A 15,056-nucleotide genomic window follows, 5' to 3' on the forward strand; every position below is an offset into this window, starting at 1 on the left:
GGCCCGGCTCCTCCAGGAGCCGGGCCCGCGGCGTCCCTAGTGGGCGTTGGCCAGCGGCGGCGGGCGGCCGGGCTCGCCGGTGCGGGCCGCCGGGTCGACGGGGGCGTCGGTGGCCTGGCAGGTCGGGCACCAGTACGTGATCCGCTCCTGCAGGTCCGGGCCCTGGTCGCCGCGCAGGATCGGGGTGCCGCAGCGGTAGCAGGGCTTGTCCTTGCGGCCGTACACCCAGTGGTCGCGGCCGCGGCGCAGGTCGCCGGTGGTGCTCTGCTCGGGGCGGTCGCGGTTGGCCAGCATCAGGGTGCGGGTCCGGTCGACGAGCCCGGGGAGGTCCTCGACGTCGGCCACCCGCATCCACGGGTGCACGCCGCAGACGAACAGCCCCTCGACCTTGTAGAGGTTCCCCGGCCCGCACAGGTTGCGCTGGTCGAGGATCGCGACGCCGATCTGCTCGTCGAGGTGTGCCCGCAGCCGGCGCAGCGCCTCGTCGAGGTCCCAGTCCGGTCCGAGGACGTCGGGGCCGAGGTGGCCGACGACCTGCTCCTCGTCGGTGGTGCGGACCATCGTGACGTCGTGCAGCCGGTAGCCGACGCAGTCCCACCGGTCGGTCGCGAGGATCGCGCGGATGGAGAACGCCGGCCCGCCGTGCCAGCGCGCGCCCTTGCGGTAGATGTGCCAGCTGCCGTCCATGCGGTAGTGGGTGCGCAGGGTCCAGCCGTCGGTGAACCGGGTGAGCATGTGCTTGCCGCGGGGGACCACCTCGCGGACCGTGCGGCCCTTGAGGTCGGTGGCGGCCAGCTGCGGCACCCGCAGCTCCCCGCGGCGCAGCGTCTCGCCGGCCAGCGCGGTGTTCATGCGCTTGGCCGCCAGCCACACGGTGTCTCCCTCGGGCACCTCCCCAGTGTCCCTGGTGACCGTCTCCTCGGCCCCCCGCAGGCGCCCGCCGCGAGCGTGCGAGCGGTGGGGGCAGGGGGTCCTCCGACTGCTGGGGAGCGAGGGACGTCACCCCGGCGGCGGGAACGGCGCGCCGGGTGCGGGCGCTGCAGCACGCGTGCAGCGACGTCCCGCCCCGGCCAGCTCCACGCCCTCACACCTGACGACCGCCGGCGAGCCGGTGACGGTGACCGTCGCCCGTGACGTGCGGCCCGCCCAGCGCGAGGCGTTCGAGCGCTGGGCCGACGACGTCCTCGGCCAGGCCGCGGCGTTCCCGGGCAACTTGGGCACCAGCCTGCTGCGGCCCGGGCCGGGCTCCACCCGCTACCACCTGGTCTACCGCTTCGCCGACGGCGAGTCGCTGGCCCGCTGGGAGCGCTCGGCGCAGCGGCAGCAGGCGCTCGAGCGCGTCGAGCACCTGGCCGACGGCGCCGACTACGCCCGCGTCGCCGGGCTGGACAGCTTCTTCACCGCGCTCACCCCGCCGCGCCCGGGCCCGCGCTGGCGGCTCACCGTGCTGACGATCGCCGTGGTCTTCGCCATCACGCTCGGCTTCCAGCTGCTCGTGGCCCCGCACATCACGGCCTGGCCGCTGCCGGCGCGGCTGCTGCTGTCGGCGACCGTCGTCGTCGTGCTGCTCGGCCAGGTGGTCATGCCGCGGCTGTCGCGCTGGCTCGCCCCCTGGCTCCGCGGCTGCCGCTGAGGACCGTCGCGCAGCCGGGCGTCGGTGCTGGTGGAGGCCGCCCGCGGGGAGCGGGCGGCCCGCACCGGCCGACCTAGCCGAGCGGGCGGACGCCGCTGGCGCTGGTGCCGCGGGCGCCGGAGGTGCGGGTGAACGCGACCCGCTGGCCCTCCTCGAGCTCGCGGTAGCCGCCGTCGTCCTCGATCTCGGAGTAGTGCACGAAGACGTCGTCGCCGCCGTCGTCGGGGGTGATGAAGCCGAAGCCCTTCTCGGCGTTGAACCACTGCACGGTGCCCTCGGCGTCGCCGCCGGCGTCCCCGCCGCGCGGGGCGCGGGCCGGCCGCTGGTCCCGGCCACCGCGGTCGTCCCGGCGGTCGCGGGGTGCGGGGCGGTCGTAGCCGCCGCGGCGCGGGGTCGACGGCAGCAGCCGCACGGAGTCGGCCTGCAGGCCGCGGCTGCCCTCGACCAGCTCGAACTCGACCCGGTCGCCCTCCTCGAGGTCGCCGCCGCGGGTCACCGCGGAGACGTGCACGAAGACGTCCTCGGGGACGATGAACCCGAAGCCGCGGTCGGCGTCGAAGCGCGCCACGGTGCCCTGGACGACGATGCCGCGCGGAGCCCGGCCCCGCCCCCGGTCGTCCCGTCCCCGGTCGTCCCGTCCCCGGTCGTCCCGTCCCCGGTCGTCCCGCCCCCGGTCGTCCCGGCCGCCGCGGTCGTCGCGGCGGCCGCCGCGCGGGGCGCCGCCGGTCGGGCGCACCCGCTCGGCCTGCGGGCCGCGCGGCCCCTCGGTGGCGTCGTACTCGACGGGCTGGCCCTCGTCGAGGGTCCGGAAGCCACCGGTGTCCTCGATGGACGAGAAGTGGACGAAGACGTCGTCCCCGCCGTCCTGGGGCTCGATGAACCCGAAGCCCTTGTCCGCGTCGAACCAGCGGACCGTGCCGGCTGCCATGTCTGTATCCCTCGATCCCTCACGTACTGCGACGGTCCACGGTACGCGTCCGGGGCGGGCCGGCTCCCGTCAGCCGCGGAGACGCAGCCCGCGCGGGGTGGCCGCGAACCCGGCCGCCTGCAGCGCCGACGACAGCGGGGTGTCCTGGTGCACCGAGGCGCCGTCGGCCTTCTGCACCACCATCCGGCCCAGCGCCCCGGCGGCGACGGCGCCCGACAGCGCGGTGGCCGCCTCCTTGAGCGTCTGCTCGTCCTCGGTCCACGACAGCAGCGTCTTGCCGCCGCGCTCGACGTAGAGCACCAGCTCGCCGTCGACGAGGACCACCAGCGCCCCCGCCTTGCGCCCGGCGCGGTGCCCGGTGGCCCGCTTCCCGCCGCCGGTGCCCTCGCCGACGTCGACGGCGACCTGCGCTGCCGACGACCCCGTGGACTCGCCGTCGGCGGAGCCGGTGCGGTCGGGCCAGGGGAGGGCGGCGCCGTAGACGTTGGCCGGGTCGGTGGCCGCGAGCACCACCGCGCCCTCGGGCGTGCGGTCGGGGACGGCGAACGCGCGCAGCCGGTCGACCGCGCCGACCGTGCCGAACTGCGCGGCGCCGAGGGTCTCGACGAAGTAACCGCGCCGCGCCCGGTTGTTCTCCTCGAACGCGCGCAGCACCGGATAGACCGCGGAGAACCCGCCGGGCACCTGCTCGGCCACGACCGCGCCGCGGGTCAGCACGCCGTGCCGCTCGAGCAGCGCCTCGGCCCGGGCGGTGGTGCGCCGGGTGGGGTTGGCCTCCCGGTCGGGCAGCCGCGACCAGCGGCCGGCGACCGTGGGCGGGCCGGTGCGGCTGGGCATCGCCGGGCGGCCCAGCCGGGTGCGGCCGTAGCGGGTGCGGTCCACGCGGGCGCGCGGCGGCGCCGGCGTCCGCTTGTGCGTGCCGCCGCCGGCCAGCCGCGTGCGCAGCGGGGCGAGGGTGTCGTTGGTGAGGAGCCCGGCCCACACCAGGTCCCAGACGACGTCGGCGAGCGCGGTGTCGTCGGTGGAGCCGACCAGGTCGGACAGGCCGCGGAAGAACACCGCCTGCCCGGCCGACAGCTGCTCGAGGACCGCGAACCCGACGCCGCCCTCCTCCGGCAGCTCGACGGTGTCCGGCAGCAGCAGCGGGGCGAGGTCGGCGGGCACCAGGCTGATCCAGCCGTCCCCGCCGGGCAGCCCGCCGGCGCCGGCCCACAGCACCTCGCCGGCGCTGGTCAGCTCGTCGAGCATCGCGGGGGAGTAGTCGCGCACCCGGGTCGGGAGCACCAGCGTCTCCAGCGCGCTCGCCGGCACCAGCGCGCCGGCCAGCTGCTCGACGACCGCGAGGACGCCGTCGACGCCGCGCATCCGGCTGCCCACCGACTGCCAGGCCGGCGTGAACCGGGCCAGCGTGCCGATCGGCACCGGCTCGACCTCCTGGCGCAGCCTGGCCAGGCTGCGCCGGCGCACCGAGCGCAGCACCTCGGCGTCGCACCACTCCTGGCCGGTGCCGCCGGGCCGGAACTCCCCGGTGACCAGCCGGCCGGTGCCGACCAGCCGCTGCAGGGTGGCGGTGACGACGGCGACGCCCAGCCCGAGCCGCGCGGCGACCTCGGCCGGCTGGAACGGGCCGTGGGTGCGGGCGTAGCGGCCGACGATGTCGCCCAGCGGGTCGGCGACCGGCTCGGTGAACGCCTCGGGCACGCCCACGGGCAGCGCGGTGCCCAGCGCGTCGCGCAGCCGGCCGGCGTCCTCGATGGCGACGTGCCGCTCCTCGCCGGCGATCCGCACGACGATCGCCCGCCGCGAGGCCACCAGCTCCTCCAGCCACGCCGCGGGGACGCCGCGCAGCGCCGCCTCGGCGGGGGTGAGGTCGCCCAGGCCGCGGAGCAGGTCGGAGGCGCCGTCGACGTCGCGGGGGTGCCGCTCGGCGGGCAGCCGCTGCAGCTCGCGCTCCACCTCGGCCAGCGCCTCGGCGTCGAGCAGCTCGCGCAGCTCGGAGCGGCCGAGCAGCTCGGCGAGCAGGCCGGTGTCCAGCGCCAGCGCCTGCGCGCGGCGCTCGGCCAGCGGGGCGTCGCCCTCGTAGAGGAACTGCCCGACGTAGCCGAACAGCAGCGACTGCGCGAACGGGCTCGCGGCCTGCGTCTGCACGTCGACCACCCGCACCCGCCGGGAGCGGACGTCGCGCATCAGCTCGACCAGTCCTGGCACGTCGTAGACGTCCTGCAGCACCTCGCGGGCGGCCTCGAGCGTGATGGGGAAGGACGAGAAGTCGCCGGCCACGCTGAGCAGCTGGGCGGCGCGCTGGCGCTGCTGCCACAGCGGCGTGCGGCGGCGCGGGTCGCGGCGGGGCAGCAGCAGCGCGCGGGCGGCGCACTCGCGGAAGCGGCTGGCGAACAGCGCGGAGCTGCCGACCTCGGCGGTCACCTCGCGCTCGACGTCGTCGGGGTCGAGGACGGCGAGGTCGGCCTCGGGCGGCTCGCCGGTGGTGTCGGGCAGCCGCAGCACGATGCCGTCGTCGGAGTGCATGGAGGCGACGTCGACGCCGTAGCGCTCGCGCAGCCGGGCGGCGAGCACCAGCGCCCACGGGGCGTTGACCTGCGCGCCGAAGGGGGAGTGGACGACCAGCCGCCAGTCGCCGAGCTCGTCGCGGAACCGCTCGACCAGCAGTGTGCGGTCGTCGGGGAGGTGGCCGGTGGCCGCCTTCTGCTCGGCGAGGTAGGCGAGCAGGTTGGCCGCGCCCCAGTCGTCCAGGCCCGCGGCCTGCGCCCGCTCCCGGCCCCTGTCCGGCGTCGCCGACCCGACCTCGCGGAGGAACGCGCCGAGCGCCCGGCCCAGCTCCAGCGGCCGGCCGGGGGCGTCGCCGTGCCAGAACGGCATCTTCCCGGGCTGGCCGGGCGCGGGGGAGACGAGCACCCGGTCGTGGGTGATCTCCTCGATCCGCCACGACGACGAGCCGAGCAGGAACACGTCGCCGACCCGCGACTCGTAGACCATCTCCTCGTCGAGCTCGCCGACCCGGCGCCCGCCGGACCCCTCACCGCCGACGAGGAAGACGCCGAACAGCCCGCGGTCGGGGATGGTGCCGCCGCTGGTGACCGCCAGCCGCTGGGCGCCGCTGCGGGCGGTCAGGGTGTCGGTGACCCGGTCCCACGTCAGCCGCGGCCGCAGCTCGGCGAACGCGTCGGAGGGGTAGCGGCCGGCCAGCATGTCGAGGACGGCGTGCAGCGCGGAGTCGGGCAGGCCGGAGAACGGCGCCGACCGGCGCAGCAGCGCACCGACCTCCTCGACCGTGCGCGGGCCCTCGGACACGATCGCCACGATCTGCTGGGCCAGCACGTCGAGCGGGTTGCGCAGGTAGCGGATCGACTCGATCGCGCCGGCCTTCATCCGCTCGGCGACCAGCGCGCACTGCACCAGGTCGCCGCGGAACTTGGGGAACAGCACGCCGCGGCTGACCGCGCCGACCTGGTGCCCGGCGCGGCCGACCCGCTGCAGGCCCGCGGCCACGGTGGGCGGCGCCTCCACCTGGACGACGAGGTCGACCGAGCCCATGTCGATGCCGAGCTCGAGCGACGACGTCGCGACCACCGCCGGCAGCCGCCCGGACTTCAGCGCCTCCTCGACGATCGCCCGCTGCTCCCGCGACACCGAGCCGTGGTGGGCCGCGGCGACCGGCTGCACGCCCTCGGGCACGCCGCCGCCGGAGCCGGCCTGCGCCATGAGCGCCGCGGCGTTGGTGCCGGGCGGGACGGCCTCACCGGTGGCCCGCTCGTAGGCCATCTCGTTGAGCCGGCTGGTCAACCGCTCGGCCAGCCGCCGGGAGTTGGCGAACACGATCGTGCTGCGGTGCGCCTCGACCAGGTCGAGCACCCGCTCCTCGACCGCCGGCCAGATCGACGTCCGCGGCTGGTCCCCGGCCGCCGACCCCTCCAGCTCGCCGGTGGGCTGCCCCAGCTGGCTCATGTCCTCGACCGGGACGACCACCGACAGGTCCCACTCCTTGCCCGCCGGCGGCTGCACCACCCGCACCGGCCGGCCGCCGGCGAGGAAGGTGGCGACCTCCTCGATGGGGCGCACCGTGGCCGACAGGCCGATCCGCTGCGCGGGGCGGTCCAGCAGCTCGTCGAGCCGGTCGAGCGAGACGGCCATGTGCGCCCCGCGCTTGCTGTCGGCGACGGCGTGCACCTCGTCGACGATCACCGTCTCCACCCCGCGCAGCGCCTCCCGCGCCGAGCTGGTGAGCATGAGGAACAGCGACTCGGGCGTGGTGATGAGGATGTCGGTGGGCCGCCGGGTGAAGGCCCGCCGCTCGTCGGCCGGGGTGTCGCCGGAGCGGATGCCGACGGTGATCTCCGGGCGCGGCAGGCCCAACCGCATGGCCGCCTGCCCGATGCCGGCCAGCGGGGCGCGCAGGTTGCGCTCGACGTCGACGGCCAGCGCCTTGAGCGGCGAGACGTAGAGGACGCGGCAGCGGCGGCTCTCGTCGGCCGGCGGCGTGCTGGTCAGCCGGTCCAGCGACCAGAGGAAGGCCGCCAGCGTCTTCCCGGACCCGGTGGGGGCGACGACGAGCGCGTGCTCGCCGCTGCTGATGGCGTCCCAGGCGCCGTCCTGGGCCGCCGTGGGCTCGGCGAAGGCGCCGGTGAACCAGGCCCGGGTGGGCGCGGAGAACCGGTCGAGAGCGGGCACGTGTCCAGTGTCCCCGCGGGTACGACAGTCCGCTGGCCTGCGCCGACGCCCGGAGCGGACGGCGTGCGCCCGGGCCGGGGTGGCGTGCGGCACACTGCCCGCCATGCGCCACTCGCTCCACGAGGCCGAGCACGAGGACTTCCGGCAGACGGTCCGCACGTTCCTGGAGAAGAACGTCGCGCCGTTCCACGACCGGTGGGAGCGCGAGGGGATCGTCCCGCGCGACGTGTGGCTCGCCGGCGGTGAGCAGGGCCTGCTCGGGATGGACATCGAGGAGCGGTTCGGCGGCGGCGGGGTCCGGGACTTCCGCTACAACGCCGTCCTCGACGAGGAGGTCACCCGGGTCGGCGCCAGCGGCCTGGGCTTCGGCCTGCACAACGACGTCGTCTCGCCCTACCTGCGCGACCTGTGCACCGAGGAGCAGGCGCAGCGCTGGCTGCCCGGCTTCTGCCGCGGTGAGCTGATCACCGCGATCGCGATGACCGAGCCGGGCACCGGCAGCGACCTGCAGTCGATCCGCACCACGGCCCGCCGCGACGGCGACTCCTGGGTGCTCAGCGGCGCCAAGACCTTCATCACCAACGGCATCAACGCCGACCTGGTCATCGTGGTGGCGCGCACCGATCCCGACGCCCCCGGCGCCAAGGGCACCAGCCTGCTCGTCGTCGAGCGGGACATGCCCGGGTTCACCCGCGGCCGCAACCTCGACAAGGTCGGCCTCAAGGCGCAGGACACCGCCGAGCTGTTCTTCGACGAGGTGCGGGTGCCGGCGGAGAACCTGCTCGGCACGGAGAACCGCGGCTTCGCCCACCTCATGGAGAACCTGCCGCAGGAGCGGCTGTCGATCGCCGTGGGTGCGGTGGCCGCCTGCGAGACGGTGCTCGCCCGGACCCTCGAGTACGTGACCGGCCGGACCGCCTTCGGCCGGCCGGTCGGCAGCTTCCAGAACAGCCGGTTCGTCCTCGCCGAGCTGCACACCGAGATGACGGTCGCGCGGACGTTCGTCGACGAGTGCGTGCGGCAGCTGGGCACCGGCGAGCTGACCGCCGTCGACGCGGCGATGGCCAAGTACTGGACCAGCGAGCTGCAGAACAAGGTCGCCGACCGCTGCCTGCAGCTGCACGGCGGCTACGGCTACATGGACGAGTACCCGGTGTCCAAGGCCTGGCGCGACGCCCGGGTGCAGTCGATCTACGGCGGCACCAACGAGATCATGCGTGAGATCATCGGCCGGTCGCTGGGGCTGTGACGACGCGGGAGGCCGTCGACGTCGGCCGGGTGCAGCGGCGCAGCGTCGCCGTCCTCTCCGGCGCGGTCGCGCTCGGCGGCCTCGGCGTCACCGTCGGGATCACCGTCGGCGGGCTGCTCGCGCGGGAGGTGTCGGGCAGCGACGCCGCCGCGGGGCTCGGGCAGACGATGGGCGTGTTCGGCGCCGCGGTGCTCGCCGTCCCGCTCGCCCGGGTGTCCGACCGGGCCGGGCGGCGGGCGGGGCTGGCCGCCGGGTACGCCGTCGCCGTCGGCGGCGCGGTGGTCACCGTCGTCGCTGCGGCGCTGTCCTCGCTGCCGCTGCTGCTCGCCGGGCTGTTCGCCTTCGGCGCGGCGACCGCGTGCAGCCTGCAGGCGCGCTACGCCGCGGCCGACCTCGCCGTCCCCGAGCGGCGCGGCCGCGCGCTGTCGCTGGTCGTCTGGGCGACCACGGTCGGCTCGGTCCTCGGCCCCAACCTCGCCGCGCCCGGCGCCGACCTCGGGCGCGCGCTCGGCCTGCCCGCGCTCGGAGGCGGCTTCGCCGTGTCCGCCGCGGTGTTCGCCGTCGTCACCGCCGGCCTGTGGCTCGCCCTGCGCCCGGACCCGCTGCTGCTGGCCCGCCGGCTCGCCGACGACGGCGGACCGGCGCCCGGCCGCCCGCGGCGGGCCACCCGGGGCGCGCTGGCCGCGGTGTGGGCCGACCCCGGCGGCCGGCTCGGCCTGGTCGCCGTCGTGGTCTCCCACGCGGTGATGGTCGGCGTCATGGTCATGACGCCGGTGCACATGGGTCACGCCGGCGGGCACGACGACGCGACGACGCTGCGGCTGGTGGGCGTGGTCATCAGCGTGCACGTGGCCGGCATGTACCTGTTCAGCCCGCTCGTCGGCTGGCTCGCCGACCGGGTGGGCCGGCGGGCGACGGTGGCGCTGGGCGGCGCGCTGCTCCTCGCCGCCGCGGGCGTGGCCGGGACGGCGCCGCCGGAGGCCGCCGGCCGGCTGGGCGTCGGCCTGCTGCTGCTCGGGCTGGGCTGGTCGTGCGGGCTGATCGCGGGCTCCACGCTGGTCACCGAGGCGGTGCCGGCGGAGGTGCGGCCCACCGCGCAGGGCGGCGCGGACCTGCTCATGGGCCTGGGCGCGGCGGTCGCCGGGGCCGTCGGCGGCCCGCTGCTGGCGCTGGGCGGCTTCGGCCTGGTCGCCGGGGTGTCCGCGGCGCTGGTGGTCCCGCTGGCGCTGGTCTGGCTGCGGCGCTGAGCTGAGCGCCCGGCTGCTCAGCGGCCGCGCATGTTGCGCCACAGCATCACCAGCGTGATCAGCAGGCAGACCGCGATGCCGATCTCGAGGACGACGTCCCACGTCGCCGAGCCCGTGCTGGGGAACACGCCTCCAGCCTAGGCCGTCGTATACCGTGAAGGTGGTTCACGGTGTAGGGGGTTCACGATGACGGAGGCGCGGGTCGCGGCACTCGACCGGGTCCTGGAGGTCACCGTCCTGCTCGGGCGGGACATGGCGACGTCGCTGGCGGCCGAGGGGCTGACCGTCGCCCGCACGACGCTGTTGTGGCGGCTGCGCTCGGCCGGCCCGAGCACCCAGCGCGCGCTGGCCGACGCGCTCGGGGTCAGCGCCCGCAACGTCACGGGGCTGGTCGACGGGCTGGCCGGGGCCGGGTTGGTCACCCGCGAGCCGCACCCCACCGACCGGCGGGCCACCCTGGTGACCCCCACCGCCCGCGCCGGGCGGCTGCTGGAGGAGATGGCGGCGGGACAGGCGCAGCTCGCGGAGCAGCTGTTCGGCGGACTGACGCCGGACCGCCTCGACGGGCTGGTGTCCGCCCTCGACGAGGTCCTCGACCGGCTGCGCGCCCTGGTCCCGGGCGGCGCGGCCGCGGGGGAGACCCCGTGACCGCCCGCGAGCTGGTGCGCCGCGCGGTGGCCTTCGAGCTCGGCACCTGGCGCAGCCTGTGGCGGTGGGTGCGCCGCCGTCCCGACGTGCCGGCCGGCGCCGACGCCTTCCCGTACGCCTCGGCGGCCGCGCCCGTGATGTGGACGTTCATCGTGCTGTCGGCGGTCGAGATCCCGCTGGTGGACTGGCTGCTGCCGTGGCCGTCGCTGCGCGTCGCGGTGGCGGTCCTCGGCGTCTACGGGCTGCTGTGGATGGTCGGGATGCTCGCCGGGCAGCGCGTGCACCCGCACACCGTCGACGCCGCGGGGCTGCGGGTGCGCAGCGGCTGGACCGTCGACGTCCGGGTGCCGTGGGAGGAAATCGCCGCCGCGCGCGTGCGGCGGCGCAGCGTCGAGGGCTCGCGCACGGTCGTCGTCGCGGAGGAGGGGGAGCGGCGCGCGGTGTCGGTCGCCGTCGTCGCGTCCACGCAGGTCGACGTCGAGCTGCGGACGTCGCTGGTGCTGCCGCTCGCCCGCACCGGCGGCCGCCCCGTGAGCGAGCTGCGGCTGGCCGCCGACGACCCGGCGGCGCTGGTCCGCCGGCTGCGGACGGGGATCGCCGACCACGCGGCCGCCACGGCCGGCGGGGACGCGCGCTAGCGTCGGGGACGTGCGCCTGCAGGAGTTCTGGTCCCGGCTGGAGACCCAGTTCGGGTCGATGCGGGCGGAGAGCGTCGCGCGCGACCACGTGTTCTCCGTGCTCGGGGGCCGCTCGGCGGTCGAGGCGATCGAGGCCGGGGTGCCGGTGCGCCGCGTGTGGCTGGCGATCTGCGAGGAGTACGACGTCCCCGCACGGGACCGCTGAGCCCGCCGGCGTACTCCGCGCGGAGTAGCCGCCCGCGCCGGAGTGCCTCCTGTCGGCCGACGCGCCGGGGCCGCCGCCGTCCCTAGCGTCGGCGGCGTGATCGAGATCCGCGGACTGACCAAGCGCTACGGCGATCGCACGGCCGTCGACGACCTCACCGTGACCATCCGCCCCGGCCGGGTGACCGGCTTCCTCGGCCCCAACGGCGCCGGGAAGTCGACGACGATGCGCGTCGTCGTCGGCCTCGACCGGCCGACCGCCGGCACCGTGCGGGTCGACGGCCGCCGCTACGCCGACCTCCCGGCCCCGCTGCGCGCCGTCGGCGCCCTGCTCGAGGCCCGCTCCGCCCACCCGGGGCGCACCGCGCGCGACCACCTGCGCCTCCTCGCGGCCACGGCCGGCCTGCCGCGGTCGCGGGTCGACGCCGTCCTCGACCTCGCCGGCCTGGCGTCGGTCGCCGACCGGCGGGTCGGCGGCTTCTCGCTCGGCATGGGCCAGCGCCTCGGCGTCGCGACGGCGCTGCTCGGCGACCCGGCCACCGTCGTGCTCGACGAGCCGGTCAACGGCCTGGACCCCGACGGGGTGCTGTGGATCCGCACCCTCACCCGGCAGCTGGCGGCCGAGGGGCGGACCGTGCTCGTCTCCTCCCACCTCATGAGCGAGATGGCGGTGACCGCCGACCACCTGGTCGTCCTCGGCCGGGGTCGGCTTGTGGCCGACGAGCCGACCGCCGACGTCCTGCAGCGGGCCGGCGGCTCGTCGGTACGGGTCCGCAGCCCGCGCCCCGCCGCGCTCGCGCCGCTGCTGGCCGGCGACGGCGTCGTCCTCTCCTCGCCCGAGCACGGGTTGATCGAGGTGCAGGGGCTCTCGGCCGCCGAGGTCGGCGACCGGGCCGGCCGCGCCGGCATCACGCTGCACGAGCTGACCCCCGTGTCGGCCTCCCTCGAGGAGGCGTTCATGGACCTGACCCGCGAGGACCAGGAGTACCGCACCGACGCCCGGCAGGAGGCCCTGGCATGAGCACCGGCACGGCGGGCACCGGCACGGCGGGCACCGGCACCCTCGACGCGCGCCGCCCCCTCGTGGGCCCCGCTCCGCCCCGACCGGCCGGGGGCGGCGTGCGCGGCCTGCTCGCCGGGCAGTGGGTCGCCGTCCGGTCGCTGCGGACCACCTGGTGGCTGCTCGGCGGAGCCGCGCTCGCCCTGGTCCTGTTCGGCCTGCTGTTCACCGCGACGGCGGAGTCCGGTGGACCCGCGGGGCGGGGCGGCCCGCCCGGCCTGGACCTGGCCGACCCGGTCGCCCTGAGTCTCGGCGGACACAACCTCGCCGGGCTCGTGGTCGGGGTGCTGGGCGTCCTGCTGGTCACCGGCGAGTACACCAGCGGCGCCGTGCGGGTCGTCTTCGCCGCGGTCCCGCAGCGCTGGCCGGTGCTGCTGGCCCGTGCCGCCGTGCTCGCCGCCGTGGCCCTGGTGACCACGTGCCTGGCCGCCCTGGCCGCCTTCCTCGTCGGCCAGGCCGTGCTGGGCGACGCCGGGGTGTCCCTCACCGACGCCGGGGTGGCGCGCACCGTCCTCGGCGCCGCGCTGTACGTGACGGCGATCGGGCTGCTGGGTTCCGGTCTGGGCTGGCTGCTGCGCTCCACCGGCGGCGCGATCGGCACGCTGTTCGCCGTCGTCTTCCTGCTGCCGGTGCTCGGCAGCCTGCTGCCCTCGAGCTGGGGCCCCGACGTCGTCCGGTGGCTGCCCGGACAGGCCGGGTCCAGCGTCGCGCAGCTCGCCACCGGACCCGACGAGCTCGCGCCGTGGACCGGCTTCGCGGTCCTCTGCGGTTACCTCGGGGTGCTGTTCGCGGCGGCGGTGGTGACGGTGCGCCGACGGGACGCGTGAGCTCCCGTCCCGGCCGCGGGGGCGGCACGATGGCGCCCGTGGAGCCGGTGCGGGGGGCGGGCGGGTCGGTGGTGCGGACGGTGGGCCCGGTCGTCGGCGGCGCCCTCCTCTCCGTCGGCCCGCTCGTCCGCTTCGGTGGGCCGACCCCCGCCGAGGTCGCCGTCTCCCTCCTGCTCTGGGCGCTGGCGTTGGCCCGTGCCCGGGCGCCGTTCGCCGCGCTCGTCGCCGGCGTGACGCTGGTGCTCGGCTGGTGGGCCTCGCACGGTCCGGAGCCCCGCGCGCTGCTGCCGGCCGGCGTCGTCGTGTGGTGGCTGCTGGTCTGGGTCGCCGACCGGTGTGAGCCGGTACGCGTCGCCGCCGCCGTCGGGACCTGCCTGCTGGTCCCCCTGGCCGTGGGGGTCGCCGCGCTGGCCGGCCGCCCGGACGGCGCCGCCGTCGTCCCGCTCTCGGCGGTCACCGTGACCGCCGCCGTCGTCGGCCGCAGTCGGCGCACGCGCCGGGCCTACCTGCAGGCCCTGGAGGACCGCGCCGAGCGCGCCGAGCGGGAGCGGGACGCGCAGGCCCGCATCGCCGTCGTCGAGGAGCGCGCGCGGATCGCCCGCGACCTGCACGACGTCGTGGCCCACAACCTGTCGGTCATGACGGCGCTGGCCGACGGCGCCGCTTTCGCGCCCGGCACCGACCAGGCCCGCGCGGCCGTGGCGCAGATCGCCGCCACCGGCCGGGCGGCGCTCGCCGAGATGCACCGCCTCGTGGGCGTGCTGCGCACCGACGGGGACCGGGCGGAGCTGACGCCGGCCCCCGGGCTGGCCGACGTCGGCACCGTCGTCGAGCAGGTGCGCGCCGCCGGCCTGCCCACGGCGCTCACCGTCACCGGGGACCCGGTCCCGCTCACCGCCGGGGCCCAGCTCGCGGTCCACCGGCTGGTGCAGGAGGCGCTGACCAACGTGCTGCGCCACGCCCGCGGCGCCCGGTCGGCCACGGTGCGCCTGGACTGGCACCCGGCCGAGCTGACCGTCGAGGTCGTCGACGACGGCGCGCCCGCCGCAGCAGTCCCCGGCCGGGGCGGCCACGGCCTGGTGGGCATGCGCGAGCGCGTGGCGGCGTGGGACGGGTCGGTCACCGCCGGGCCGCTGCCCGGGGGCGGCTGGCGGGTCGCGGCGGTCCTCCCGCTGTCGGCGGTGCGCGCTGCAGGGGACGGGTCCCCGGTGGCGGCCCCGTGACCACACGGGTCCTCCTCGTCGACGACGAGCCGCTGGTCCGCGTCGGCCTGTCGATGGTGCTGGAGTCGCAGGAGGACCTCACCGTCGTCGGCCAGGCGGGCGACGGCGCCGGGGCGGTCGCCCTGGCCCGCGAGCTGCGCCCCGACGTCGTCGTCATGGACGTGCGGATGCCCGGTGTCGACGGCGTCGAGGCGACCCGCCGCATCGTGGCCGAGGACCTGCCCAGCCGGGTCCTCGTGCTCACCACCTTCGACCTCGACGAGCACGCGTTCGCGGCGCTGCGGGCCGGCGCCAGCGCGTTCCTGCTCAAGAACGCCGAGCCGACCGAGCTGCTGCGCGCCGTCCGCGCCGTCGCCGCCGGGGACGCGGTGGTCTCCCCCCGGGTGACCCGCCGGCTGCTGGAGACCCTCGCCCACCGGCTGCCCGGCGGGACGCCGCCCGACCCGCGGGTCGCGCTGCTCACCGAGCGGGAGCTCGAGGTCCTGCGCGCGGTGGCCCGCGGGGAGTCCAACGCCGAGATCGCCGAGGCACTGGTGCTGTCGGAGCTGACCGTGAAGACCCACGTCGCCCGGATCCTGGGCAAGCTGGAGGTGCGCGACCGCACCCAGGCGGCGGTGTTCGCACACACCCGCGGGCTGGTCTGACCCGACACCGGTCGGCGCCCGTCCGTGGTGCTCGACTCGAACACGTGTTCGCCCTACAGTGACGGGTGG

General features: G+C 77.0%; 13 protein-coding genes. 10 read left to right on the forward strand and 3 right to left on the reverse strand.

What is annotated here, in order from left to right; genetic code table 11:
• Positions 1-36 precede the first annotated feature (36 nt).
• Positions 37-891 (reverse strand): DNA-formamidopyrimidine glycosylase family protein, encoded by an 855-nt coding sequence (locus tag ACI8AB_RS06020; RefSeq protein ID WP_456949347.1) that lies wholly within the window; start codon positions 889-891, stop codon positions 37-39.
• A 226-nt stretch (positions 892-1,117) separates the two neighbouring features.
• Here ACI8AB_RS06020 and ACI8AB_RS06025 point away from each other — a divergent pair, with 226 nt between their 5' ends.
• Entirely contained in the window at positions 1,118-1,633 is a 516-nt protein-coding gene (locus tag ACI8AB_RS06025) for an antibiotic biosynthesis monooxygenase (protein WP_456949348.1), read from the forward strand.
• Between the two features lie 73 nt (positions 1,634-1,706).
• Here the strand turns inward: ACI8AB_RS06025 and ACI8AB_RS06030 are convergent, their stop codons facing one another.
• Positions 1,707-2,561, reverse strand: a complete 855-nt coding sequence (locus tag ACI8AB_RS06030) for a cold shock domain-containing protein (protein WP_456949349.1) — start codon at positions 2,559-2,561, stop codon at positions 1,707-1,709.
• 69 nt (positions 2,562-2,630) lie between these two features.
• Positions 2,631-7,247, reverse strand: a complete 4,617-nt coding sequence (locus tag ACI8AB_RS06035; protein ID WP_456949350.1) for an ATP-dependent helicase — start codon at positions 7,245-7,247, stop codon at positions 2,631-2,633.
• 103 nt (positions 7,248-7,350) lie between these two features.
• On the opposite strand from ACI8AB_RS06035, the gene ACI8AB_RS06040 reads away from it, so the two are divergent.
• The 9 genes from ACI8AB_RS06040 to ACI8AB_RS06080 all read left to right on the forward strand — a co-directional run bounded on the left by ACI8AB_RS06040 (position 7,351) and on the right by ACI8AB_RS06080 (position 14,987).
• Complete coding sequence (locus ACI8AB_RS06040; protein ID WP_456949351.1) at positions 7,351-8,496, forward strand: acyl-CoA dehydrogenase family protein; 1,146 nt, start codon at positions 7,351-7,353, stop codon at positions 8,494-8,496.
• Positions 8,493-9,743 (forward strand): MFS transporter, encoded by a 1,251-nt coding sequence (locus tag ACI8AB_RS06045; protein ID WP_456949352.1) that lies wholly within the window; start codon positions 8,493-8,495, stop codon positions 9,741-9,743. Before ACI8AB_RS06040 ends, ACI8AB_RS06045 begins: the two co-directional genes overlap by 4 nt.
• Before the next feature lie 186 nt (positions 9,744-9,929).
• Positions 9,930-10,391 carry a MarR family winged helix-turn-helix transcriptional regulator gene (locus ACI8AB_RS06050; RefSeq protein WP_456949353.1) on the forward strand — a complete coding sequence of 154 codons (462 nt, stop codon included), beginning with the start codon at positions 9,930-9,932 and terminating at the stop codon, positions 10,389-10,391.
• On the forward strand, positions 10,388-11,029 hold the full coding sequence (locus ACI8AB_RS06055) for a hypothetical protein (protein WP_456949354.1): 642 nt from the start codon (positions 10,388-10,390) through the stop codon (positions 11,027-11,029). The genes ACI8AB_RS06050 and ACI8AB_RS06055 overlap by 4 nt, the downstream gene beginning before the upstream one ends.
• Before the next feature lie 10 nt (positions 11,030-11,039).
• Positions 11,040-11,234, forward strand: coding sequence for a DUF3046 domain-containing protein (locus tag ACI8AB_RS06060; protein WP_387993686.1), 195 nt, complete (start codon positions 11,040-11,042; stop codon positions 11,232-11,234).
• 96 nt (positions 11,235-11,330) lie between these two features.
• Complete coding sequence (locus tag ACI8AB_RS06065) at positions 11,331-12,254, forward strand: ATP-binding cassette domain-containing protein (protein ID WP_456949355.1); 924 nt, start codon at positions 11,331-11,333, stop codon at positions 12,252-12,254.
• Positions 12,251-13,120 carry a hypothetical protein gene (locus ACI8AB_RS06070; protein ID WP_456949356.1) on the forward strand — a complete coding sequence of 290 codons (870 nt, stop codon included), beginning with the start codon at positions 12,251-12,253 and terminating at the stop codon, positions 13,118-13,120. Before ACI8AB_RS06065 ends, ACI8AB_RS06070 begins: the two co-directional genes overlap by 4 nt.
• A 38-nt stretch (positions 13,121-13,158) precedes the next feature.
• Positions 13,159-14,343 (forward strand): sensor histidine kinase, encoded by a 1,185-nt coding sequence (locus ACI8AB_RS06075; RefSeq protein ID WP_456949357.1) that lies wholly within the window; start codon positions 13,159-13,161, stop codon positions 14,341-14,343.
• The gene (locus ACI8AB_RS06080; protein WP_387993676.1) at positions 14,340-14,987 is read left to right on the forward strand and encodes a response regulator; all 648 of its coding nucleotides are present in this window, start codon (positions 14,340-14,342) and stop codon (positions 14,985-14,987) included. Before ACI8AB_RS06075 ends, ACI8AB_RS06080 begins: the two co-directional genes overlap by 4 nt.
• The last annotated feature ends 69 nt before the right edge of the window (positions 14,988-15,056 follow it).

The sequence above is a fragment of the Geodermatophilus sp. SYSU D00698 genome (assembly GCF_054050335.1).